Source organism: Ruegeria sp. YTSC199 (assembly GCF_059609725.1).
The window spans coordinates 19,454-40,199 of record NZ_JBXWMF010000006.1; the positions used below are offsets into that span (position 1 = coordinate 19,454).

Annotated in this window: 19 protein-coding genes; 17 read left to right on the forward strand and 2 right to left on the reverse strand. The window is 53.2% G+C overall.

Features of this window, described 5'->3' with window-relative positions; all coding sequences use genetic code 11:
* Positions 1 to 19 precede the first annotated feature (19 nt).
* The 7 genes from AC2FEE_RS07205 to AC2FEE_RS07235 all read left to right on the forward strand — a co-directional run bounded on the left by AC2FEE_RS07205 (position 20) and on the right by AC2FEE_RS07235 (position 7,574).
* Entirely contained in the window at positions 20 to 1,075 is a 1,056-nt protein-coding gene (locus AC2FEE_RS07205; RefSeq protein ID WP_496864060.1) for a LacI family DNA-binding transcriptional regulator, read from the forward strand.
* A gap of 113 nt (positions 1,076 to 1,188) precedes the next feature.
* Positions 1,189 to 2,496: an ABC transporter substrate-binding protein gene (locus AC2FEE_RS07210; RefSeq protein WP_496864062.1), complete on the forward strand. Its 1,308-nt coding sequence runs from the start codon at positions 1,189 to 1,191 to the stop codon at positions 2,494 to 2,496.
* Positions 2,497 to 2,616: 120 nt separating this feature from the next.
* A complete protein-coding gene (locus tag AC2FEE_RS07215; protein WP_480921142.1) occupies positions 2,617 to 3,483 on the forward strand; it encodes a carbohydrate ABC transporter permease in 867 nt (288 codons plus the stop codon).
* A 10-nt stretch (positions 3,484 to 3,493) separates the two neighbouring features.
* Positions 3,494 to 4,324 (forward strand): carbohydrate ABC transporter permease, encoded by an 831-nt coding sequence (locus tag AC2FEE_RS07220; RefSeq protein WP_170585545.1) that lies wholly within the window; start codon positions 3,494 to 3,496, stop codon positions 4,322 to 4,324.
* Positions 4,325 to 4,336: 12 nt separating this feature from the next.
* Positions 4,337 to 5,341 (forward strand): ABC transporter ATP-binding protein, encoded by a 1,005-nt coding sequence (locus AC2FEE_RS07225; protein ID WP_496864063.1) that lies wholly within the window; start codon positions 4,337 to 4,339, stop codon positions 5,339 to 5,341.
* Positions 5,341 to 6,111, forward strand: coding sequence for an L-iditol 2-dehydrogenase (locus AC2FEE_RS07230; protein WP_496864065.1), 771 nt, complete (start codon positions 5,341 to 5,343; stop codon positions 6,109 to 6,111). Before AC2FEE_RS07225 ends, AC2FEE_RS07230 begins: the two co-directional genes overlap by 1 nt.
* Positions 6,099 to 7,574 (forward strand): mannitol dehydrogenase family protein, encoded by a 1,476-nt coding sequence (locus tag AC2FEE_RS07235; RefSeq protein ID WP_496864066.1) that lies wholly within the window; start codon positions 6,099 to 6,101, stop codon positions 7,572 to 7,574. Before AC2FEE_RS07230 ends, AC2FEE_RS07235 begins: the two co-directional genes overlap by 13 nt.
* Before the next feature lie 362 nt (positions 7,575 to 7,936).
* Here the strand turns inward: AC2FEE_RS07235 and AC2FEE_RS07240 are convergent, their stop codons facing one another.
* Entirely contained in the window at positions 7,937 to 8,497 is a 561-nt protein-coding gene (locus AC2FEE_RS07240; protein WP_496864067.1) for a hypothetical protein, read from the reverse strand.
* Between the two features lie 428 nt (positions 8,498 to 8,925).
* On the reverse strand, positions 8,926 to 9,705 hold the full coding sequence (locus tag AC2FEE_RS07245) for an MOSC domain-containing protein (RefSeq protein WP_496864068.1): 780 nt from the start codon (positions 9,703 to 9,705) through the stop codon (positions 8,926 to 8,928).
* 398 nt (positions 9,706 to 10,103) lie between these two features.
* Between AC2FEE_RS07245 and AC2FEE_RS07250 the strand changes: the two genes are divergently transcribed.
* The 10 genes from AC2FEE_RS07250 (at position 10,104) to AC2FEE_RS07295 (ending at position 20,595) form a co-directional block, all read left to right on the forward strand.
* Entirely contained in the window at positions 10,104 to 11,423 is a 1,320-nt protein-coding gene (locus AC2FEE_RS07250) for an ABC transporter substrate-binding protein (protein ID WP_496864070.1), read from the forward strand.
* Positions 11,424 to 11,506: 83 nt separating this feature from the next.
* Positions 11,507 to 12,454, forward strand: coding sequence for a carbohydrate ABC transporter permease (locus AC2FEE_RS07255; RefSeq protein WP_496864072.1), 948 nt, complete (start codon positions 11,507 to 11,509; stop codon positions 12,452 to 12,454).
* Entirely contained in the window at positions 12,451 to 13,389 is a 939-nt protein-coding gene (locus AC2FEE_RS07260) for a carbohydrate ABC transporter permease (RefSeq protein ID WP_010442361.1), read from the forward strand. Before AC2FEE_RS07255 ends, AC2FEE_RS07260 begins: the two co-directional genes overlap by 4 nt.
* A complete protein-coding gene (locus AC2FEE_RS07265; RefSeq protein ID WP_058274732.1) occupies positions 13,386 to 13,574 on the forward strand; it encodes a hypothetical protein in 189 nt (62 codons plus the stop codon). Before AC2FEE_RS07260 ends, AC2FEE_RS07265 begins: the two co-directional genes overlap by 4 nt.
* Before the next feature lie 2 nt (positions 13,575 to 13,576).
* Positions 13,577 to 14,674: an ABC transporter ATP-binding protein gene (locus AC2FEE_RS07270; protein WP_496864073.1), complete on the forward strand. Its 1,098-nt coding sequence runs from the start codon at positions 13,577 to 13,579 to the stop codon at positions 14,672 to 14,674.
* Positions 14,667 to 15,659, forward strand: coding sequence for an ABC transporter ATP-binding protein (locus AC2FEE_RS07275; RefSeq protein ID WP_496864075.1), 993 nt, complete (start codon positions 14,667 to 14,669; stop codon positions 15,657 to 15,659). The genes AC2FEE_RS07270 and AC2FEE_RS07275 overlap by 8 nt, the downstream gene beginning before the upstream one ends.
* Positions 15,660 to 15,670: 11 nt before the next feature.
* Positions 15,671 to 17,293 carry a dihydroxyacetone kinase subunit DhaK gene (locus tag AC2FEE_RS07280; RefSeq protein ID WP_496864076.1) on the forward strand — a complete coding sequence of 541 codons (1,623 nt, stop codon included), beginning with the start codon at positions 15,671 to 15,673 and terminating at the stop codon, positions 17,291 to 17,293.
* Positions 17,294 to 17,300: 7 nt separating this feature from the next.
* Entirely contained in the window at positions 17,301 to 18,359 is a 1,059-nt protein-coding gene (locus AC2FEE_RS07285; protein ID WP_496864078.1) for a LacI family DNA-binding transcriptional regulator, read from the forward strand.
* 26 nt (positions 18,360 to 18,385) lie between these two features.
* Positions 18,386 to 19,441: a sugar phosphate isomerase/epimerase family protein gene (locus AC2FEE_RS07290; RefSeq protein ID WP_496864079.1), complete on the forward strand. Its 1,056-nt coding sequence runs from the start codon at positions 18,386 to 18,388 to the stop codon at positions 19,439 to 19,441.
* Positions 19,441 to 20,595, forward strand: a complete 1,155-nt coding sequence (locus tag AC2FEE_RS07295) for a Gfo/Idh/MocA family protein (RefSeq protein WP_496864080.1) — start codon at positions 19,441 to 19,443, stop codon at positions 20,593 to 20,595. Before AC2FEE_RS07290 ends, AC2FEE_RS07295 begins: the two co-directional genes overlap by 1 nt.
* Positions 20,596 to 20,746: the final 151 nt, after the last annotated feature.

A 20,746-nucleotide genomic window follows, 5' to 3' on the forward strand; every position in this document is an offset into this window, starting at 1 on the left:
ACAAAAGTTGTCGCGCGACATGTTACAATTTGGTGTGAGGAAAAATTTGCAACGTAAAATCCGAAATATGGAAGAGTTTGCAGCCATCAGTGGGATTTCTCGACCTACAGTCTCGAAGTATTTCAACGATCCTGAAAGCGTGCGCGTTTCCACAAGAAAAAAGATCGAAGCAGCGCTGGAAGAGTATGATTATCATCCGAATGTCTTCGCGATGAACCAAAACAGGCGCACAACCAAGAACATTGGCGTTGTAGTACCTAACTTAGCTGACCCGTTCTTTTCCGAGATCGGCAGACGTGTGGAGCTTGCATGCATTGAGGCCGGTTACAGCCCGATTTTGCTCAGCTCGCACGGTAATCCGGACATGGAGCGAGACAATCTTAACTCGCTCAGATCCCTCAAACCTGCGGGTGTACTATTGGCACCGTTCGGCAGGCTGTCTGATACAGACGCCGTAAAAGCATTTGATGCGGATATTCCGGTCGTCTTGTTTGATGCCAACATGCATGATGTCGGACGGGCATTTGTTGGTACCGATCATTTTCAAAGTGTTGACTTAATGGTTGAGTACCTCTGCCGCAGCGGTGAGCCGCCTTGCTTTTTCGAAATGAAGAAACCTCTGAACCCGAATGCCAACAAACACCGACAAGCCTATATCGAAAGCATGGAGCGGCACGGTAAAACGCCAAACATTTTTCGAGTAAACGGAGAAGGCTGGGACTTCGAGGAAATTGGAAAAGTTGAAGGGGGCCGGCTTTTGTCCGAGGGAGCATTCAGCACTAACACGATCCTGTGCAGCAATGATCGCTTTGCAATTGGTCTTTTGTCAGCCGCCTATGACCTTGGCTTTAAGGTTGGTCATGGTCCGGAATGTAACCTCAGGATTGCAGGCCACGACGATCACCCGTTTTCCAGATTTACTTGCCCCCCTCTGACGACAATCGCGCAAGATTACGAAGCTATCGCGAATTGGTCGGTGTCCACATTGTTTGCATGGTTCGAGAAGGGAGAAGTCCCGTCGGAAAGGCAGGAAAAACTGTTTGAGGGCCGTTTGATCATGCGGGAGTCGGCCTAAGGATCTGTGAATGCGCAGTCACTCTTAAATTTACGCGCGTAAAATTTTAATTGACTTCGCGTTGTGATTTTGACTAAGGTCGAAGCTATCATCCAACGAGGAGGAGAATTAGGATGTCATTCAAACAAGCTCTATATGCGGCGACGGCAATGACACTCGTCACTACAAGTGGCGCAATAGCAGAGAATCTTGTCATCGCCACCGTGAACAATGGCGACATGATTCGCATGCAAGGGTTGACCCAGGACTTTACCGATAAGACCGGTCACACGGTGGAGTGGGTCACATTGGAAGAAAACGTACTGCGCCAGCGTGTCACCACCGACATCGCCGCTAAGGGCGGTTCTTTCGACATTATGACGATTGGCATGTACGAAACACCGATTTGGGGTGCTAATGGATGGCTGGTCGCGCTGGACGATCTTTCAGCCGAGTATGACGCTGATGACATCCTGCCAGCCATGCGCGCCGGTTTGAGTCACGATGGCACTATGTACGCGGCGCCGTTCTACGGCGAAAGCTCGATGATCATGTACCGCACCGATCTGATGGAGAAGGCCGGTCTGGAAATGCCAGAGGCGCCGACCTGGCAATTCATCCGTGAAGCGGCAGCGGCAATGACTGACCGTGACAATGACATCAACGGTATTTGCTTGCGCGGAAAAGCCGGCTGGGGTGAGGGCGGTGCCTTTATTACAGTGACCGCGAACTCATTCGGGGCCCGTTGGTTTGACGAAGACTGGAATGCTCAGTTCGATCAGCCAGAATGGGCAGATGCCCTCAACTTCTTTGTCGGTATGATGGAGGAATCTGGCCCCAATGGTTACGCGACCAACGGATTCAATGAAAACCTGAACCTGTTCCAGCAGGGCAAGTGTGGCATGTGGATTGACGCCACCGTGGCAGCATCGTTCGTAACCAATCCTGACGACTCAACCGTAGCCGACAAGGTTGGCTTCGCGCTCGCTCCGAATAGCGAAGGTGTCGACAAGAAGGCAAACTGGCTCTGGGCATGGGCGCTTGCAGTACCCGCCGGAACGCAAAAGGAAGCCGCGGCAAAAGAGTTCATCGAATGGGCGACGTCAAAAGACTACATTGAACTTGTCGCCGAAAATGAAGGATGGGCAAACGTACCTCCGGGTGCGCGTACCTCGCTGTACGAAAACCCCGATTACCAGGCAGTTCCCTTCGCCCAGAAGACGCTGGATTCAATTCTCGCAGCCGACCCGACAAATCCGTCAGTTAAGCCGGTTCCGTATGTTGGTGTCCAGTTTGTGGCGATCCCGGAATTCGCGGGCATCGCAACCGAAGTGAGCCAAGAATTCTCGGCAGTCTATGCTGGTCAGCAGACCGTTGATGAGGCGCTTGCCAAAGCTCAGGCGCTGACGAACGACGCTATGGAAGCAGCTGGCTACCGCTAAACGCTTCACCGGTCTCGGGTAACACTCTTCTCCCAAGTGTTTCCCGAGACGCCATCAATTATCAAAAACTTTGCACTGTTTAAGATAGCCTTATGGCAATCAACAGAGGAGGTATGCCCGATGGCTACTAAACACTCCCGATCAGCGGCGCGGCTAATGATGGCCCCAGCGGTCATCTTGCTCCTCGGCTGGATGCTCGTGCCTTTGATCATGACTCTCATTTTCTCATTCAAACAATACCTTCCGCTGCGTGGCGGAGACCTTGGGTGGGTCGGTTTCGACAACTACGTTCGCTTTGTCAGCTCCAGCGCGTTCTGGCCGTCGGTGGTGGCAACCCTTACCATTGTTGGTGGGGTTCTGTTGATCACCGTGATCATTGGCGTCTTGTTGGCAATCTTGTTGAACCAGCCAATGTGGGGGCAAGGTGTCGTCCGCATTCTGGTCATCGCACCATTCTTTGTCATGCCAACGGTTTCGGCACTGGTGTGGAAGAACATGTTCATGGATCCGGTGAACGGTCTGTTCGCCCATCTTTGGCGCTTTTTCGGGGCCGAGCCGATCGCGTGGCTGTCTGAGGCTTCGCTGCCTTCAATCGTCATGATCGTTTCCTGGCAATGGTTGCCGTTTGCGACGCTGATCCTTTTGACCGCAATCCAGTCTCTGGACGGAGAACAGTTGGAAGCCGCCGAAATGGACGGTGCGCCACCGCTGAAGCGGTTTGGCTACATCACTCTGCCGCACCTCAGCCGGGCAATTACGATCGTGGTTCTTATTCAGACGATCTTCTTACTGGCAATCTTTGCAGAAATTTTTGTCACGACCGGAGGCGCCTTTGGCACCCGTACGCTGACCTACCTGATTTTCCAGCGAGTTCTCGAAAGTCAGAACGTTGGCCTCGGTTCCGCCGGTGGTGTCTACGCAATCATTCTCGCCAACATCGTTGCGATCTTCCTGATGCGCATCGTTGGCAAGAACCTGGACGCGTGAGGAGGAAAAGATGGCCCGCGCAGTAACTCAACAACGTAAGATCATCAATACAGCCGCCGCTTGGGGTGTTGGACTGCTGATCTTTTTCCCGATCCTTTGGACTGTTCTGACCAGCTTCAAAACCGAAGCCACTGCGATCGCTGACCCTCCGGTGTTCCTGGCATTCGACTGGACGCTTGAAAACTACTCAGCTGTCATGGAGCGGTCGAACTATGCCCGGTTCCTCTGGAACTCGATCATAATCGCCGGTGGCTCGACAATACTGGGTATTATCGTAGCGGTCCCGGCGGCATGGTCGATGGCATTCGTTCCTTCCAATCGCACAAAGGACATTCTCCTCTGGATGCTGTCCACCAAAATGCTCCCGGCTGTTGGGGTTCTGTACCCCATCTACCTGATCTGCATCAAACTTGGCATCCTCGACAGCAGGGGAGCGCTGGTCATCATCCTCATGTTGATGAACCTGCCGATCATTGTTTGGATGCTGTACACATACTTCAAGGAGATCCCCGGTGAGATCCTTGAAGCGGCCCGAATGGATGGTGCGACGCTGAAGGAGGAGATCCTCCATGTCCTCACACCAATGGCAATTCCCGGCATAGCTTCAACCCTGCTGCTGAACTTCATTTTGGCCTGGAATGAGGCGTTTTGGACACTGAACCTTACAGCAGCCAACGCGGCTCCGCTGACGGCCTTCATTGCCAGCTACTCCAGCCCCGAAGGCCTGTTCTTTGCCAAACTCAGTGCAGCTTCAACCATGGCCATTGCGCCAATCCTCATTCTTGGCTGGTTCAGCCAGAAACAACTTGTCAGCGGCCTGACTTTCGGCGCCGTCAAATAAGGAACTTGACCAATGGGACAAATCAAACTCAACCAAGTGACCAAAAGCTTCGGAGACGTTCAAGTCATTCCGCCTCTGGACCTCACGATTGGAGACGGCGAGTTCACAGTTTTTGTCGGGCCTTCGGGCTGCGGTAAATCCACATTGTTGCGCCTGATCGCGGGACTCGAAGACATCACAACAGGTCACATCGAAATCGATGGCTCTGATGCGACTGACGTGCCCCCCGCCAAGCGCGGCTTGGCAATGGTCTTTCAGTCTTACGCCCTGTACCCACACATGTCGGTGCGCAAAAACATTGCGTTCCCGATGAAAATGGCGGGGATCGATGAGGACGAGCAAAACCGCCGGATTGAAGGAGCTGCAAAGGCGTTGAACCTCACCGACTATCTGGATCGGCGTCCGGGGCAGTTGTCGGGTGGTCAGCGGCAACGCGTGGCAATCGGCCGAGCCATTGTACGGGAGCCAGCCGCCTTCCTTTTTGACGAACCTCTGTCCAACCTCGACGCGGCCCTACGCGTTGGAATGCGGCTTGAAATCAGTGAACTACACGAGCGGCTTAAGACGACAATGATCTACGTCACCCACGATCAGGTCGAAGCCATGACCATGGCAGACAAGATCGTTGTTTTGCGTGCCGGCGTGATCGAGCAGGTGGGTTCGCCGCTAGAGCTTTATCACACCCCACGCAACGAATTTGTCGCAGGCTTCATCGGATCTCCGAAAATGAACCTGATCAAAGGCGCTGAGGCCGAGAAGAACGGAGCGGCCACAATTGGCATTCGCCCCGAGCACACGGATGTCAGCACGACTGAAGGGGTGTGGAAAGGCGTCGTTGGAGTAGCAGAGCATCTGGGTTCGGACACTTTCATACACGTGCATGATACGGGTCTCGCTGACATGGTCACCGTGCGGATTACCGGTGATATCCAGGCCAAGCACGGCGACACAATCTATCTGACTCCGCAAATGGACAAACTGCACAAGTTCGACGCTCAAGGTCTGAGGGTCGAATAATGCAATTGGCTGAAAAAACAGCCCTGATAACAGGCGCCGCCCGAGGAATCGGGCGGGCCTTTGCGGAGGCATACGTCAATGAAGGCGCTCGGGTTGCCATCGCTGACATCAACATCGATGGTGCCCGCCAAAGCGCTGCAGTACTTGGCGAAAATGCAATCGCAGTTGCTTTGGATGTGACCGATCAGGTCAGCATCGACAATGCCGTGTCAAAGACATTGGCGGAGTTCGGTCATATCGATATTCTTGTTAATAATGCCGCACTTTTCACGGCCGCCCCGATTGTTGAAATCGAACGCGATGACTACCGGCGCGTCTTTGACATCAATGTTGCGGGTACACTCTTTACGATGCAGGCCGTAGCCCGGTGCATGATCGAGAGTGGAAAAGGTGGCAAGATCATCAACATGGCAAGCCAAGCCGGAAGGCGCGGCGAGCCGCTGGTTGCGGTCTATTGCGCAACAAAGGCAGCGGTCATCAGCCTGACTCAATCTGCGGGGCTGAACCTGATCCGTCACGGCATAAACGTGAATGCCATTTCTCCGGGTGTCGTCGATGGCGAGCACTGGGACGGCGTAGACGCGTTCTTTGCCGAATATGAAAACAAGGCACCCGGACAAAAGAAAAAAGAAGTTGATGCCGCCGTACCCTATGGGCGCATGGGCACCCCGGACGATTTGACCGGCATGGCTGTTTTTCTGGCCAGCGATGCGGCGAACTACATCGTCGCACAAACTTACAACGTGGATGGTGGGCAATGGATGAGCTGATCTCCCTTTCGAATGCGACACTCGATCAACTGACTGTCGAATGCCCAAGATATGATCGAGCTGCGCTGAAACCCGGCATCCTGCACGTAGGCGTCGGCAATTTCCACCGCGCGCATCAGGCTTGGTATCTGCACCGTTTGATGCAACAGGGCAAAGCCAAGGATTGGGCTATCATAGGAGCGGGCGTACGCCCTTATGATGCGGTAATGCGAGAGAAACTTCTCAACCAGGATTGCCTCACGACCCTGATTGAACTCGACCCGGATAAAATCTCTGCGGAGGTCATAGGGTCAATGATCGACTATTTGCCTATTGAAGATGACAATAGAGAGCTCATTCACACGATGTCGGATCCGGCCATTCGCATCGTTTCTATGACCGTAACAGAAAGCGGGTACTACATTGACCCGGTCACCAAGGGGTTTGACGCCAACCACCCCGACGTCCAACACGACGCAATTAACCCTTTAAAGCCGCGCACCGTATTTGGTGCCATCGTGGCCGCACTTCGCCTGCGACGCGATGCAGGGCATGCGCCCTTCACCGGGCTGAGCTGCGACAATCTGCAGAGCAACGGTGACGTCCTTCGGCAAACCGTTATTTCGATGGCTCGCATGTCCGACCCTGTTCTCGCCGATTGGATCGAAGCCAATGCGACCTTTCCGAATTCGATGGTGGATTGTATCGCTCCTTCCACCGGACCAAGCGAACTTGCGCTTGCCGTATACTTTGGCATCAATGATGCTGCCGTCGTTACGCACGAAGCCTATCGCCAATGGGTGATTGAAGATAATTTCTGTGCAGGGCGTCCGGATTGGAACGAGGTTGGCGCAATCTTCACTGATGACGTTCACGCGTTCGAAACTGTGAAAATCCGCATCCTCAATGCCGGGCATCAAGTTCTCGCCAATGTTGGTGAGGTCTTAGGGCTACAAACGATTTCCGAATGTATGAGGCACCCGGCAATTTCGCAATTCTTTGGTAAAGTTCAAAGAACAGAGATCGCGCCGACAGTTTCATCGGTTTCAGGGAAAAGCCCGGAAGAGTATGTAAGCCTCGTTGAAAGCAGGTTCTCAAATCCACGGATTGTGGACACCACCCGACGAGTGGCTTTCGACGGTTCGGCGCGTCACACAGGTTTTGTTTTGCCGGTCTTGCAAGACCAGTTGAAAGCAGGGCGTTCCGTTACTGGCCTGGCTCTGGTCGAAGCACTGTGGGCACGCATGTGCGCAGGTACGCGCGAAGATGGGAGTGTGATCGAGGCGAACGATCCGATTTGGGATAAACTGAGTGAGGCCGCCCTTGCCGCTAAGTCAAACCCGTCGGTCTGGCTCGAACAAAGTCGAATTTACGGCGACTTAAAGGATGCCAAACCATTTTCCAGTTCGTTTTCTAAGTGGCTCGATATGGTTTGGCAGAATGGTTGCGAAGCTGCCCTTATCGCGTACGTTGATGAAGCGTGAGGCAAAACCGTTGTTTTTGTCGCTAGTTCTATTGGCTGGAAACTATGGTTGACCAACCTAAAGTGTAGGTCGCCTAAGTTGCAGATGAGTTGGAGCTGTTATGAACAAGTTCTTGCAAAGCTAACTTTCTCTATCCGCACCCCAAGGAGTCTGGATAAAGACGTGAAACCAGAACAGCTTAGAAGGTCTTGTCAGATTAACTTTTCTTGAGCGGGGCAGGGCGGTCGCTGTAGCGTTTGCGAATGACCAAACCTGCTTCTTTCAAATACTTTAACCGATCTCTCTGTGCTGCAGTGCATGCATTCAGACAAAAGTCTCTAGGGAAGTTTTCCTCCATCGACCTGATGACCGGTCAATGCCAACTAATTCGTGTTCAGTAAACCTTGGGTGAAAGAGGCCAAATCAACATTCTCATCGACGCGGCATTCCCGATCCGAAGTCAGTGTAGCTTGCATCCAAGTGCAAGCTCCTGGCGACGAATCCGGACAGATATTTCGAACCAACACGGTCAGGCCATGCTCTGGTATATTGGCGACACAGGTTCCATCGGGCAGCCGTGCACTCACTTCAATACCATCTGATGATAATTTCTCACACAGATCGGGGGGCACAGCTCTCTCCGCGGACACGATGCAGTTCCAGCTGCCTGGATAGATGTGATAGTTCGCCATAAAGCCGATGCGGGTAAAGTAACCGTATGTGTCATTCTGCCAATCAGTGGTGAAGCCTTGAGATTCAAAGCTCTCCCGTAAGCTTGCAGCAGACGTCCATCCAGAAGCACAGGTCGCATTGAAAATTGCGACGATATCAACCGATCCGGACGAAATAGCGGCCCTTGCATCTGGCGCCTCGGCGACGACGGGACCAGTTGCTCCGATTGATAGCGAGATTAAGATCCTCTTGAGGGTTATTCGACCGATCATCGGTCCAACCTCTTTTTTTATGTTTCCTCAACGGTGTAGAGCTGTCGTATGGTGCCGATTGCGTTCGGCTTCGAAAGCGGATATGCCCTCGATCTTTGCCAACAACATACGAAGGTTTGGCTGCGAAAAGCAACTTTCCAATCTGTCACAACCGTTCATCTCGTTTGCCTGAGTGTCCCGCTTCTTTCCTGATTGAGCGCAAAGTACTCAACGTCGGGATTGTCCCGCAAGGCGGCCGATGTCTGCAATGAGCCCAAAGCGACCGCTGTTGAACTCGCCAGATAACGTCACCTGTTGGTTTGTGAACTCCGGTGGTTCCTTCCAGTTTCGGCTGCGACCTGGAAAAAACTAGCATAAGAGTAGACTTTATTCACTTCAAGGAACGTGGCCCAAGGCTCCTAGAAAAACCACTTTGGCGGGGGCAACGTTCAAGCGAGTACTTCCCCAGTTTGACCGATTGTTAGCGTTCCACCATTAACCACCTCGACATAGACGCCCATATCCATATGGCCCATCAACTTCCGAATAAGGTAGGGTATCTTCAAGTCCCGCTCGGCCGTTTCCGGGTTCACTTCAGTGGCCGCACACCTTTTCGTGCGTGAGAGTATCTTTAACTCGACATCGCCAAATCTTAGGACTGATCCAACTGCATCCAGCTCAGAAAACGAAGGTAAACCGTCGATCTCGATATTCGCTCGGAAGCGCGCTGGGTGGATTTCTGCGTTCAGTTGTTCACCCAACTTTTCCACAGAGGCCAGGTTCAAAACGGATATCGCGTTCATCATTTTCGGCGATACCACAGACACATCTGTAAACCGATGAGGAGAAGACGAGACGAACTTTGGCGGTTCGGGATCTTTTAAGTCTATCTCTGAGGCAAGGAAACTTACCGCATTCATCCGATCTTCAGGTATTCGCATATTGAAGCGCTGTGTCTTGTCGTTCGCTTTGATCTCAAGATCTTGGGTCCTAACATCAAAACTAGTCTGAATGCCTGCCAATGCAGCCTCATTCAACAAAACGACAAAACGATCTTTCGGCAGTGGCTGAGGGTCCTGCACGTCGAAACCGGAGTTGTATCGAGCAAATCCGAACAAGCGATCACCTGGAAGGCCCTCTCCTGCTTGCAGCGTCACGGTTTGCAAAGGCTCGGAACTCAAGCCTTTAATTGGGTAGCGGTTTATTCGGACGATAGAGAGGTTGTTCATATGTCTGTACCTGACCAAACGAGTAACGCGCGATCCAACGTGGTCCGTGCTGTTTGACGCTAACTCCAATTCTCAAAGGTATCGACCAAATAATCTGTGAGCGCGTCTGAAACGGGTTCCTAAACTTGTTGGCCACATGATGGCAGCGATTGTGGGCTGCGCCAATATTAGTCGATATGGCCATTTAATGCCTCGCTGCTGAAAATACATGCGCATCAAAGCCAATAAACAATTTCGCTAAAAATCAACAACTCAGAAGCATAATTAGCGACCTTCTCTGGTCGCTTGAGGTACGGACCTCAAAAATTTCTGGACTTGAGGTGCGTACCTCAAATAGCCTTGGATGTATGCCGCGATTCGCACATCCTCGATTGACGGCGCAAAAAAGGGAGGAATGGATGACTTACACAAAACTGGCCTCGGCCAGCGCAATAGTCCTTGCCGCTACTACTCTTTCTACCAAGGCAAATGCTGAAGATCTGACGCTATGTTGGGCTGCATGGGACCCGGCCAACGCGCTTGTCGAGCTATCAAAGGAATTCGAAGCTGAATCCGGCCACACGATGAATTTCGAATTTGTTCCTTGGCCAAATTTTGCGGACAGGATGCTGAACGAACTGAACTCCGGTGGTAAGCTCTGCGACCTGCTGATTGGTGACAGCCAATGGATCGGCGGTGGGGCTGAAAACGGTCATTATGTCCAACTGAACGACTTCTTCGATGCTGAAGGCATCAGCATGGATGATTTCGCACCTGCCACAGTTTACGCCTATTCGACCTGGCCCAAGGGCACACCAAATTACTACGCGCTGCCTGCGATGGGCGACGCGAATGGTTGGTTCTATCGTAAGGACTGGTTCGAAAACCCTGAAATCCAAGCCGCATACAAAGAGGCGACTGGACAAGATTTGCGCGAACCTCAATCTCAGAAAGAACTATTGCAGATCGCTCAGTTTTTCCAGGGCCGTGAGATCGACGGCAAGACAGTCTATGGTGCAGCAATCTTTACCGAGCGCGGCTCGGAAGGGATCACCATGGGTGTGACCGGGGCGCTTTATCCGTGGGGCTTCAAATACGAAAACACTCCGGGTTCTTATGATATGGAAGGCGCCGTAAACTCAACGGAAGCGGTTGAGGCTCTGGAGTTCTATAAAGAATTCTACAAAACGGCGACACCTCCAGGATACACCAACTCCTACATGGGTGAGAGCTTGGACGCCTTTAAGTCCGGTCAGGTCGCCATGGCTATGAACTGGTTCGCGTTCTTCCCAGGTCTCTATGCCGACCCCAATACTGGTGGTGACAAGATCGACTTCTTCGTGAACCCACCGCAAAATCAGGCAGGCTCGACACTGGGCGGACAAGGTATTTCTGTTGTCAGCTACTCTGACAAACAGGACGCCGCACTTGAGTACATTAAGTGGTTCGCGCAGCCGGAAGTTCAGGCCAAATGGTGGGAGCTAGGCGGCTACTCGGCACATAACTCAGTGCTGGAAGATCCTGGCTTCGTAGATAGCCAACCGTTTGCCGGTGACTTCCTGGAAGCAATGGGTGGGGTGCAGGACTTCTGGCAGGAGCCCGCTTACGCGGAGCTACTCTTGGCGATGCAGAAACGCATCCACGACTACGTGGTTGCCGACCAAGGCACAGCTCAAGAAGCGCTTGATCTTCTGATCGAAGATTGGACGGAAGTCTTCGAAGACGAAGGCAAGCTGTAGCCCGGACGCCGGCAGGAGCGGGCGCGAACCCGCTCCACCTTCTCCCTTCCGTGAGTTCGAAACCAACAAGAACTGGCAAAGAGATGTCTGACAGGACCGTAGATCGCGTTGCGCAGGCAACGCCCCAGCGAGTTGCGCGAAAAATCCGGGGGTTATCCGACCGCGCGATCGCTTGGATATTCATCTCCCCAACGATATTTCTACTGCTGGCAATCAACATCTTTCCATTGATCTGGACCATCCAACTGAGCTTTACCAACTACAAGGCCAACCGGATCGGGCGTGAAGTCAAAGAAGTTGGCTTCAGGAATTACGAGCGTATCCTGACCGACTCGGACACCTGGCTGAACATGCAGGCGACGGCGCATTTCCTGTTCTGGACAATCTTTTTCCAAGTGTTGATCGGGTTCACGCTAGCGTGGCTGATCAACAAAAAGTTCAAGGGCAATGACCTGTGGACGACGATCATCGTACTGCCGATGATGCTGTCTCCTGCAGTCGTCGGAAACTTCTGGAAGTTCCTCTACCAACCGCAAATCGGCTTGTTCAATTACATCGTTTCATGGTTCACCGGCAAAGACCCGTCGAGCTTTGAAATGCTGGGGTCGGTGACTTTGGCGCCTTGGGCGATCGTGATCGTCGACACCTGGATGTGGACACCTTTCGTAATGCTGATCTGTCTGGCCGGGCTGCGCAGCATTCCCGATTATATCTACGAAGCCGCCGAGATCGACCGAGCCAGCAAGCTGCGGCAGTTCTTCACAATCACCATCCCGATGGTGCTGCCGTTCCTGATGCTCGCGGTGCTGTTTCGTGGGATCGAGAACTTCAAGATGTTCGACCTAGTGGTTCAGTTAACCGGCGGAGGGCCGGGTTCTGTAACGGAACTCACTTCGATCAATCTCAAACGGGAGGCGTTTGAGAAGTGGCGCACCGGCTATGCCTCGGCCTATGCGATCATCCTATTCGTCACCGTGTTCGGCCTTGCGTCGATCTACGTCAAAGCCCTGAACAAGGTGAAACAGAGATGAGCAGTTTTTCCGTCACCGAACCTTCGAACCGGTCCAAATGGATTGCTGGTTTTCTGGTCATCACTTATGCCCTGATTACGATGATCCCGCTGGTGTGGATTTTGCTGACTGGCTTCAAATCGCCTGCCGATGCGATCAGCTACCCACCCAAGGTGGTCTTTGACCCAACGCTAGAAGGCTATGTTAACCTTTTCACCACACGCACGCGACAAACGCAGGAGTTTCTGGAAGCAAACCCACCACAGAATTGGGCCGATGAGATCGTGCGCCAATACGACATGGTGATTGTCGGGCCTTCCAAGTTCGGTGAGCGCTTTATGAACTCGGTTATCATCGGGTTTGGATCAACGTTCCTGAGTATCTTTCTTGGCACCCTGGCTGCCTATGCCTTCAGTAGGTTCAAGGTTCCGCTCAAGGACGACCTTCTGTTCTTCATCCTCAGTACAAGGATGATGCCTCCTGTCGCCGTCGCCATCCCGATTTTCCTGATGTTCAGAAATCTTGGGTTGAGCGACACGCATTTGGGGATGATCTTGCTGTATACGGGCGTGAATATTTCCTTGGCGGTTTGGTTGCTGAAGGGTTTCATCGACGAAATCCCAAGAGAGTATGAAGAGGCCGCACTCATAGATGGCTACACACGGTTTCAGGCTTTCTACAAAGTGGTGCTGCCGCAAGCCGCGACCGGAATAGCCTCGACAGCCATCTTTTGCCTTATCTTCGCATGGAACGAGTACGCATTTGCAGTGCTGCTGACATCTGCGAATGCGCAGACCGCACCACCCTTCATTCCAACCATCATCGGGATCGGCGGTCTGGACTGGCCTGCCGTAGCCGCTGGCGCAACGATCTTCCTGATCCCGGTCATGATTTTCACCATCCTGATGCGCAAACATTTGCTGCGTGGGATCACATTCGGAGCCGTGCGCAAATGAGCGAATTTCTTACCGGATTGATGCGGCTCCGCCGCGGCCCATGGGAAATGGTCGCGACCATCCTAATCGCGCTGGGTGTCTTTATGCTGATGCAGCCTTTTGTCCTTTGGGCCTTCACCTATTCCTTCATTGTCACGCTGATCGGAACCGTCATGTTCATCATCGTCAGCCATTTCCCGGAGTAGAAATGGCCCAGATCGTAGTCAAAAACGTAAAAAAGATGTTCGGCGATTTCACGGCTGTACGTGAAAGCTCGTTCACGATCGAGGACGGCGAGTTTTTCATGCTGCTCGGGCCATCCGGTTGCGGAAAGACGACGACTCTGCGGATGATCGCAGGCTTGGAACTTCCTACGTCGGGTGAAATCTACCTCGACGGCGAAGAAATCAGCCAACGGCCACCCTCAGAGCGAGACATTGCCTTCGTGTTCCAGATGTTTGCGCTGTATCCGCATATGAACGTGCGCAAGAATATCAGCTATCCGTTGATATCGCAGGGAATGCCGCGAGCTGATGTAAAAGCCAAAGTGGAGGAAGTCGCGGGAATTCTGGGGATAAACGACATACTTGATAGCCCTGTAGGTGGACTGTCAGGCGGCGACAGGCAACGCGTGGCGCTGGGGCGCGCAATTGTCCGTGAGCCCAAGGCCTTCATGATGGACGAACCTCTTGGTGCTCTGGATGCAGAATTTCGTGAGCACATGGCCGAAGAACTGCGCGCGCTTCATGATCGCATGGGGGCGACAACTGTTTACGTTACACACGACCAGTTGGAAGCCATGCAAATGGGCGACAAGATCGTGGTGATGAACAACGCTGTGATCGAGCAATTCGGTACGCCTCAGGAAATTTACGACAAACCAGCTACGATGTTCGTTGCGGACTTTATTGGGTCTCCTTCAATGAACTTCCTGCCGTTTCTGGGAAAGGTCGAGCCCGGCTCGGAAAAGGTTCGACTGAATGGCCATGACGAAGCAGTTCCCAAACTGATGGAAGGGGCGGAAGGTGACTTGGTTTTTGGTGTCCGCCCCGAGCATGTTTTTCTATCGGATGCTAGCGGATACCGGGCCAAGGTCCTGGCAGCCGAGTACCTGGGGACCACCCAGATCGTGACACTGCAAAGCCCGAACGGAGAACTGAAAGCCCGAATTAACGCGCGCGAAGTCGTTAACCCCGGCGAGACCGTGGGATTGGAGTTCCGCTCACCCACGGTAACCCTGTTTGAAAAATCTACCGGACGCGCGTTGAGGTCCGCTCTGAACGACGAGGTACTAGGCAATGGCTGAAGTCGTGTTGGAGAATATCTCGAAGTCATTCGGCAGTGTCAAAGCGGTGGACGGTATCTCGATGACGATCCCCAACGGTGCCTTTGTGGTGTTGTTGGGTCCGACTGGCGCAGGAAAAACAACAACTCTGAGGATGATATCCGGACTAGACAAACTGGATTCAGGAACTGTGCGAATTGCCGGGCGAGACGTTGGAATAGAAACACCAGCCCAACGTGATGTGGCGATGGTCTTCCAGCAATACTCGCTTTACCCCCATATGACAGTGCGAGAGAACCTGTCATTTCCTCTGCGGTCGCCGATCCTGAAGACACCAGAGGATGAGATCACGAGGAAGGTTGCCGAAGTCGCGGAAATCCTCCAGATCCCGCACAAGCTGGACAACAAAGCAACCGAACTGTCTGGCGGTGAAATGCAGCGCGTATCAATCGGACGGGCGCTGGTGCGTGACCCCCAGATATTCCTGATGGATGAACCACTCAGTTCGTTGGACGCCAAGCTTCGGGCGGACCTGCGGGTGGAACTGAAGAGAATTCAAGCCGACCTGGGATCAACCTTACTATACGTGACCCATGATCAGGTCGAAGCCATGACAATGGCGACGCATATCGGTGTTTTGGAAAACGGCCGGTTGGTTCAGTACGGTACTCCCCGGGATATCTATGAAAACCCCGGCAGTGTTTACGTTGCCAGCCGGTTGGGTCTGCCACGGATCAATATCCTGCCATCCGAGTTATTCGGAGGGGACCACAAAGGCCCGCAGATTGGTCTTCGCCCGGAAAACATCGTTGAAGGCGAAGGCCGTGAAGCGCGTGTGGTACGTGCCGAGCATTTGGGGGATCAAACGCGGCTGCACCTGGACTTAAACGGTCACCCGGTTGTGACCTTGATTGATGTCCATCAGGACTATCCCTCTGGAAAAGTAATAAAAATCCGCCCTCACAACCCGTTGTATTTTGACGCGTCAGGCACGCGAGTGAATTAAGGAGCAAAAGCATGGCCCAGTTCCTCAACACAAAAGAAACCTTGGTGACAGAGGCCATAGACGGCCTTCTGGCGTCCTCCGGAGGGCAACTCACCCGGTTGGACGGATACCCACACATCAAGGTTGTTTACAGGTCGGATTGGGACAAGTCGAAAGTCGCCTTGGTTTCCGGCGGCGGGTCTGGTCACGAACCCGCACACGCAGGTTTTGTTGGCGCCGGTATGCTGACTGCAGCGGTATGCGGGGAAGTGTTTGCGTCCCCGTCAGTCGAAGCGGTTCTGGCAGGCATTCTTGCGGTCACGGGTGAGGCCGGGTGCTTGCTTATCGTCAAGAACTACACCGGCGATCGGTTGAACTTCGGCCTGGCTGCTGAACGCGCCCGTGCATTGGGCCGCAAGGTAGAGATGGTCGTTGTCGACGATGACATCGCCCTGCCTGACCTACCGCAACCACGCGGCGTGGCAGGAACTTTGTTCGTGCACAAAATCGCAGGCGCGCTTGCAGAAAGTGGTGCTGACCTGGGCACGGTTGCCAATGTAGCACGACACACCATCGCCAAGGTAGTCAGCATCGGTATGAGCCTGGATACCTGCACCGTTCCGGGTTCTCCGAAAGAGGACAGGATTGCGCCCGGCAAAGCGGAACTCGGTTTGGGCATCCATGGCGAACCTGGAGTACAGCAGGTGGAGTTCTCGAATGCTGTATCGGCCATGTCCACAGTCGTGGAGAAGCTAAAGCAAAGAGTGGGTTCTGGGGATTGTGTGGCGTTGGTCAACAACCTTGGTTCCACAACACCGTTAGAAATGGCTGTCCTCACGCATGCCCTGTGCGAGACTGGGATCGCCCGCCGTATCATTGGTCCGGCACCAATGATGACGTCGCTCGATATGCACGGGTTTTCCGTATCCATACTGCCTGTAGATCAGGACGATGTATCGGCGCTTGAAGCTGGTGTTGATCTGGCGGCTTGGCCCGGCGTCAATTCCATCGATCCAATAGAAGTGGCGCCTTTGCCTGATGGCTTGACTCCGATCGATCCAATTCCTTCGAACAATCCCACGACAAGGGAAACGATTTCTCGATTGTCTGAACTGCTCATCAACGCTGAGAAGAACCTGAACGAGTTGGACGCGAAATCTGGGGATGGCGACACAGGGAGCACATTGGCGACTGCAGCAAGAGCGTTACAAGGGAGCCTTGACCGAATGCCGCTTGCTGATTTGACACAACTGTTTCCAGCGTTGGGCAATGAATTGAGCCAGACAATGGGGGGTTCTTCCGGCGTGATACTTGCAATCTTCTTCAACGCAGCTGGAGATGCCTGTGCGAGCGGGGCTTCGGTACCGAAGTCTTTGGTCGAAGGCCTGAATCGCGTTAGCCAAGTCGGAGGTGCCAAGGTCGGTGACAGGACGATGATCGACGCCCTAGCACCTGCACTTGCCGCACTCCCGTCTGGCATGACCCATGCGGCAAAGGCTGCCCGCGAAGGTGCGGACAACACGGCTAAAATTCGTCGTGCGAAGGCGGGCCGAGCGGCCTATGTTCCCGAAGAAAACCTAGTTGGACATAACGATCCCGGCGCTGAGGCTGTTGCTTTGTTGTTTGAAGGCTTAGCGCGGGAGATTGAGGGCTGAAGAACACGTGGAAGACCAAAAACAAAAACTAGAATTGGTGAAAAAGCCAACTGTCAATGACATCGCGCGTGTAGCGGGTGTTAGCCTGGCGACTGTTGACCGGGTCTTGAACAGACGCCCCGGCGTGCGGGCCGTGACCGTTCAGAAAGTACAAAAGGCGATTGATGAGCTGGGGTATGTGCGCGACACGGCCGCGGCCAACCTCGCGCGAAACCGAGTTTACAACTTCCTTTTTGTTCTGCCGGACACGGACAACGAGTTTGTGGAGGCTATTAGCAGTCAGATCGCAGAGCAATCGCGTGACCAGTTTATTGAGCGGACTCGTATTTCGATAAAGAAGGTCGCTCCGTTTGAGCCACAAGATATCGTCAACATTTTGGATACTGTCGAAAGCTTGGACGTTGATGGAGTTGCCGTTTTCGGACCTGAAACGCCTTCTGTCCGCGACGCTGTAAAGAGGGTCAGGGACAAGGGCGTTCCGGTAGTTGCCTTGGTGTCTGACTTGCCAAGCTCTGAAAGGGATCACTTTGTAGGAATCGATAATGTTTCGGCAGGACGGACAGCTGCTCAGCTGATGGGACGATTTGTACATCTCGAAGGTAAAGTCTTGGTCCTGACTGGCTCTCGTTTGGCACGTGATCACCTGGAGCGGCGCCAGGGTTTTGATCTTGTTGTGGCTGAGGATTTTCCGCACCTCGAAGTCGTGGCGTCTGTCGAGGGCCGGGATGACCCGGATCTGATCTACACGATGATGCCTGAAATCTTTGAAACCTACCCGGATCTGGTCGGAATATACTCGTCAGCAGCGGGCAATGCTGGTCTGATTCAATTTCTGTCAGAGAACAAGTTTAGCAAAGATCTGGTGATCATCGCTCATGAGCTTACTCCGCTAAGTCGTGAGGCGCTGAAGCTAGGCACATTTGACGCTCTAATCTCGCAAGACACCGGGCATATTGTTCGTTCTGCCGTCCGTCTGTTGCGCGCAACTTCGGACAAAGTTCCATTCAATAAAGCGCAGGAACGTATCCGCATCGACATCTATCTGAAGGAAAACTTACCGCCATAGAGGCATTGGTTTTGGGGAGGAAATTTATGAAAACGATCAAAGGTCCGGCTCTTTTTCTAGCACAATTTGCGGGGGACGCAGCACCGTTCAATTCATGGGACGCTATCACCAAATGGGCGGCTGATTGTGGATACAAAGGCGTTCAGGTTCCCAGTTGGGATGGCCGGTTGTTCGACTTAGAACGGGCTGCTTCCAGCACGGGTTATTGCGATGATTTTAAAGGCAAAGCCCGAGAGAACGGTGTCGAAGTCACTGAGCTGTCAACGCACCTTCAGGGCCAGCTTGTGGCCGTTCACCCTGCCTATGACAGTGCGTTTGATGGTTTCGCAGCTGAAAGCGTCAGGGGAAATCCAAAAGCCCGGCAAGAATGGGCAGTGGATCAAGTCAAAAAAGCGCTATCAGCTTCTAAAAACCTGGGTATTTCAGCGCATGCGACCTTCTCTGGCGCCTTGGCCTGGCCCTATGTTTACCCTTGGCCTCAGCGCCCTGCCGGCTTGATTGAAACGGCATTTGATGAGCTCGCTCGCCGTTGGGTGCCCATCCTAAATCACGCGGATGAATGCGGTGTCGATGTCTGCTATGAAATTCACCCCGGAGAGGATCTCCACGACGGTGTGACCTACGAGATGTTTCTCGAACGGACAGGCAATCACCCGAGGGCTTGCATGTTGTACGACCCGTCACATTACGTCCTGCAATGCCTCGACTACCTGGACAACATCGATATCTACAAGGACCGAATACGCATGTTCCATGTTAAGGATGCCGAGTTTAACCCAACCGGTCGTCAGGGCGTTTATTCTGGATATCAAAGCTGGGTCGATCGTGCCGGCCGCTTCCGATCGCTTGGCGATGGCCAAGTGGATTTCGGGGCCGTTTTCTCAAAAATGGCTGCGAATGACTTTGATGGCTGGGCGGTTGTTGAATGGGAATGCTGCCTAAAACACCCAGAGGATGGAGCGCGTGAGGGCGCTCAGTATGTGTCCGATCACATTATCCGTGTGACCGAAAAAGCCTTTGATGATTTCGCTGACGGTGGTGCAGACGAAGCGGCAAACCGAAAAATGCTGGGGATTGAGTGATGGTCACAGGACGCAGTGAGGAAACCTCGGGCCGCATTCGTCTTGGCATGGTTGGTGGCGGAAACGATGCCTTCATCGGTGGCGTTCATCGAATTGCGGCGCGATTGGACGACAAGTTTGAGTTGGTTGCAGGCGCTTTGTCTTCGACGCCCGAGAAGTCTCTTGAAAGTGGGCAGGCTTTGGGTCTCGAACGGGTTTACGAAGACTTCAAGCAAATGGCCATAAGGGAAGCCCGGCTGAAATCAGGGATCGAAGCGGTCTCAATAGTCACGCCAAATCACGTTCACTATGCAGCCGCACGCGAGTTCCTGAAGCGCGGTATTCACGTAATTTGTGACAAGCCACTCACCTCGACCCTTGCCGACGCAAAAATGCTGGTCAAGGCGGCGGAAAGTGCAAATGCCCTTTTCATTTTGACCCACAACTACACGGGCTATCCGATGGTTCGGCAGGCGCGTGAAATGGTTGCCAACGGAGATATCGGAAAGATCCGCGTGGTTCAGGTTGAATACCCGCAGGACTGGCTGACCGAACAGCAGGATTTCAAACAGGCTGAATGGCGAACCGATCCTGAACGCTCTGGTGCAGGTGGATCAACCGGTGACATCGGAACCCACGCGTACAACATCGCCTGCTTTGTAACCGGGCTGAAGGCGGAAACCCTGGCCGCGGATTTGCAAGCGTTTGTGCAGGGGCGCAAGGTCGACGACAACGCCCACGTCTTGCTTCGCTTCGAAGGCGGAGCGCGTGGTATGCTGTGGTCTTCTCAGGTGGCGCCCGGCAATGAAAACGCTCTTCGTTTGCGTGTCTATGGCGAAAAAGGTGGGCTGGAGTGGTCTCAGGAAGATCCTAATTACCTATGGTTTACGCCCTACAACGAACCAAAGCGTCTGATCACCCGAAATGGAGCTGGTGCTGGTAATGCTGCTAGTCGTTTGAGTCGAGTTCCTCCCGGTCATCCCGAAGGGTATCTGGAGGGTTTTGCGAACATCTATGGAGAAGCAGCTGCGGCCATCCAAGCTTTCCGAGATGGTATTCCACCTGACGCTTCGGTTGTCTATCCAACGGTCCTTGACGGGCTTAATGGTGTTAAGTTTGTAGCTGCATGCGTGCAAAGCTCTTCAAGAAATGCGGCCTGGGTCAAGTTAGACTAAAATCTGGATCTGAGAGGGGAGCGGGCTTCTTGCAAGGTCATGTCAGAAGAACTTGGGTTGGTCTTTCAGATTAACTTTGCGTGAGAGGGGCAGGGCAGTTGCATAGCCTAGGCGCATGAATAAGCGATCGCCATTCAAGTAATTCAAAACC

Bases quoted from the DNA above. Each gene is read 5' to 3' on its own strand.
- AC2FEE_RS07270 (WP_496864073.1), top strand. From the start codon at position 13,577: ATGGCCCAGATCGTAGTCAAAAACGTAAAAAAGATGTTCGGCGATTTC.
- AC2FEE_RS07295 (WP_496864080.1), top strand. From the start codon at position 19,441: ATGGTCACAGGACGCAGTGAGGAAACCTCGGGCCGCATTCGTCTTGGC.
- AC2FEE_RS07245 (WP_496864068.1), bottom strand. From the start codon at position 9,705: ATGAACAACCTCTCTATCGTCCGAATAAACCGCTACCCAATTAAAGGC.
- AC2FEE_RS07280 (WP_496864076.1), top strand. From the start codon at position 15,671: ATGGCCCAGTTCCTCAACACAAAAGAAACCTTGGTGACAGAGGCCATA.
- AC2FEE_RS07240 (WP_496864067.1), bottom strand. From the start codon at position 8,497: ATGATCGGTCGAATAACCCTCAAGAGGATCTTAATCTCGCTATCAATC.
- AC2FEE_RS07255 (WP_496864072.1), top strand. From the start codon at position 11,507: ATGTCTGACAGGACCGTAGATCGCGTTGCGCAGGCAACGCCCCAGCGA.
- AC2FEE_RS07225 (WP_496864063.1), top strand. From the start codon at position 4,337: ATGGGACAAATCAAACTCAACCAAGTGACCAAAAGCTTCGGAGACGTT.
- AC2FEE_RS07250 (WP_496864070.1), top strand. From the start codon at position 10,104: ATGACTTACACAAAACTGGCCTCGGCCAGCGCAATAGTCCTTGCCGCT.
- AC2FEE_RS07265 (WP_058274732.1), top strand. From the start codon at position 13,386: ATGAGCGAATTTCTTACCGGATTGATGCGGCTCCGCCGCGGCCCATGG.
- AC2FEE_RS07215 (WP_480921142.1), top strand. From the start codon at position 2,617: ATGGCTACTAAACACTCCCGATCAGCGGCGCGGCTAATGATGGCCCCA.
- AC2FEE_RS07220 (WP_170585545.1), top strand. From the start codon at position 3,494: ATGGCCCGCGCAGTAACTCAACAACGTAAGATCATCAATACAGCCGCC.
- AC2FEE_RS07235 (WP_496864066.1), top strand. From the start codon at position 6,099: ATGGATGAGCTGATCTCCCTTTCGAATGCGACACTCGATCAACTGACT.
- AC2FEE_RS07205 (WP_496864060.1), top strand. From the start codon at position 20: ATGTTACAATTTGGTGTGAGGAAAAATTTGCAACGTAAAATCCGAAAT.
- AC2FEE_RS07230 (WP_496864065.1), top strand. From the start codon at position 5,341: ATGCAATTGGCTGAAAAAACAGCCCTGATAACAGGCGCCGCCCGAGGA.
- AC2FEE_RS07260 (WP_010442361.1), top strand. From the start codon at position 12,451: ATGAGCAGTTTTTCCGTCACCGAACCTTCGAACCGGTCCAAATGGATT.
- AC2FEE_RS07275 (WP_496864075.1), top strand. From the start codon at position 14,667: ATGGCTGAAGTCGTGTTGGAGAATATCTCGAAGTCATTCGGCAGTGTC.
- AC2FEE_RS07290 (WP_496864079.1), top strand. From the start codon at position 18,386: ATGAAAACGATCAAAGGTCCGGCTCTTTTTCTAGCACAATTTGCGGGG.
- AC2FEE_RS07210 (WP_496864062.1), top strand. From the start codon at position 1,189: ATGTCATTCAAACAAGCTCTATATGCGGCGACGGCAATGACACTCGTC.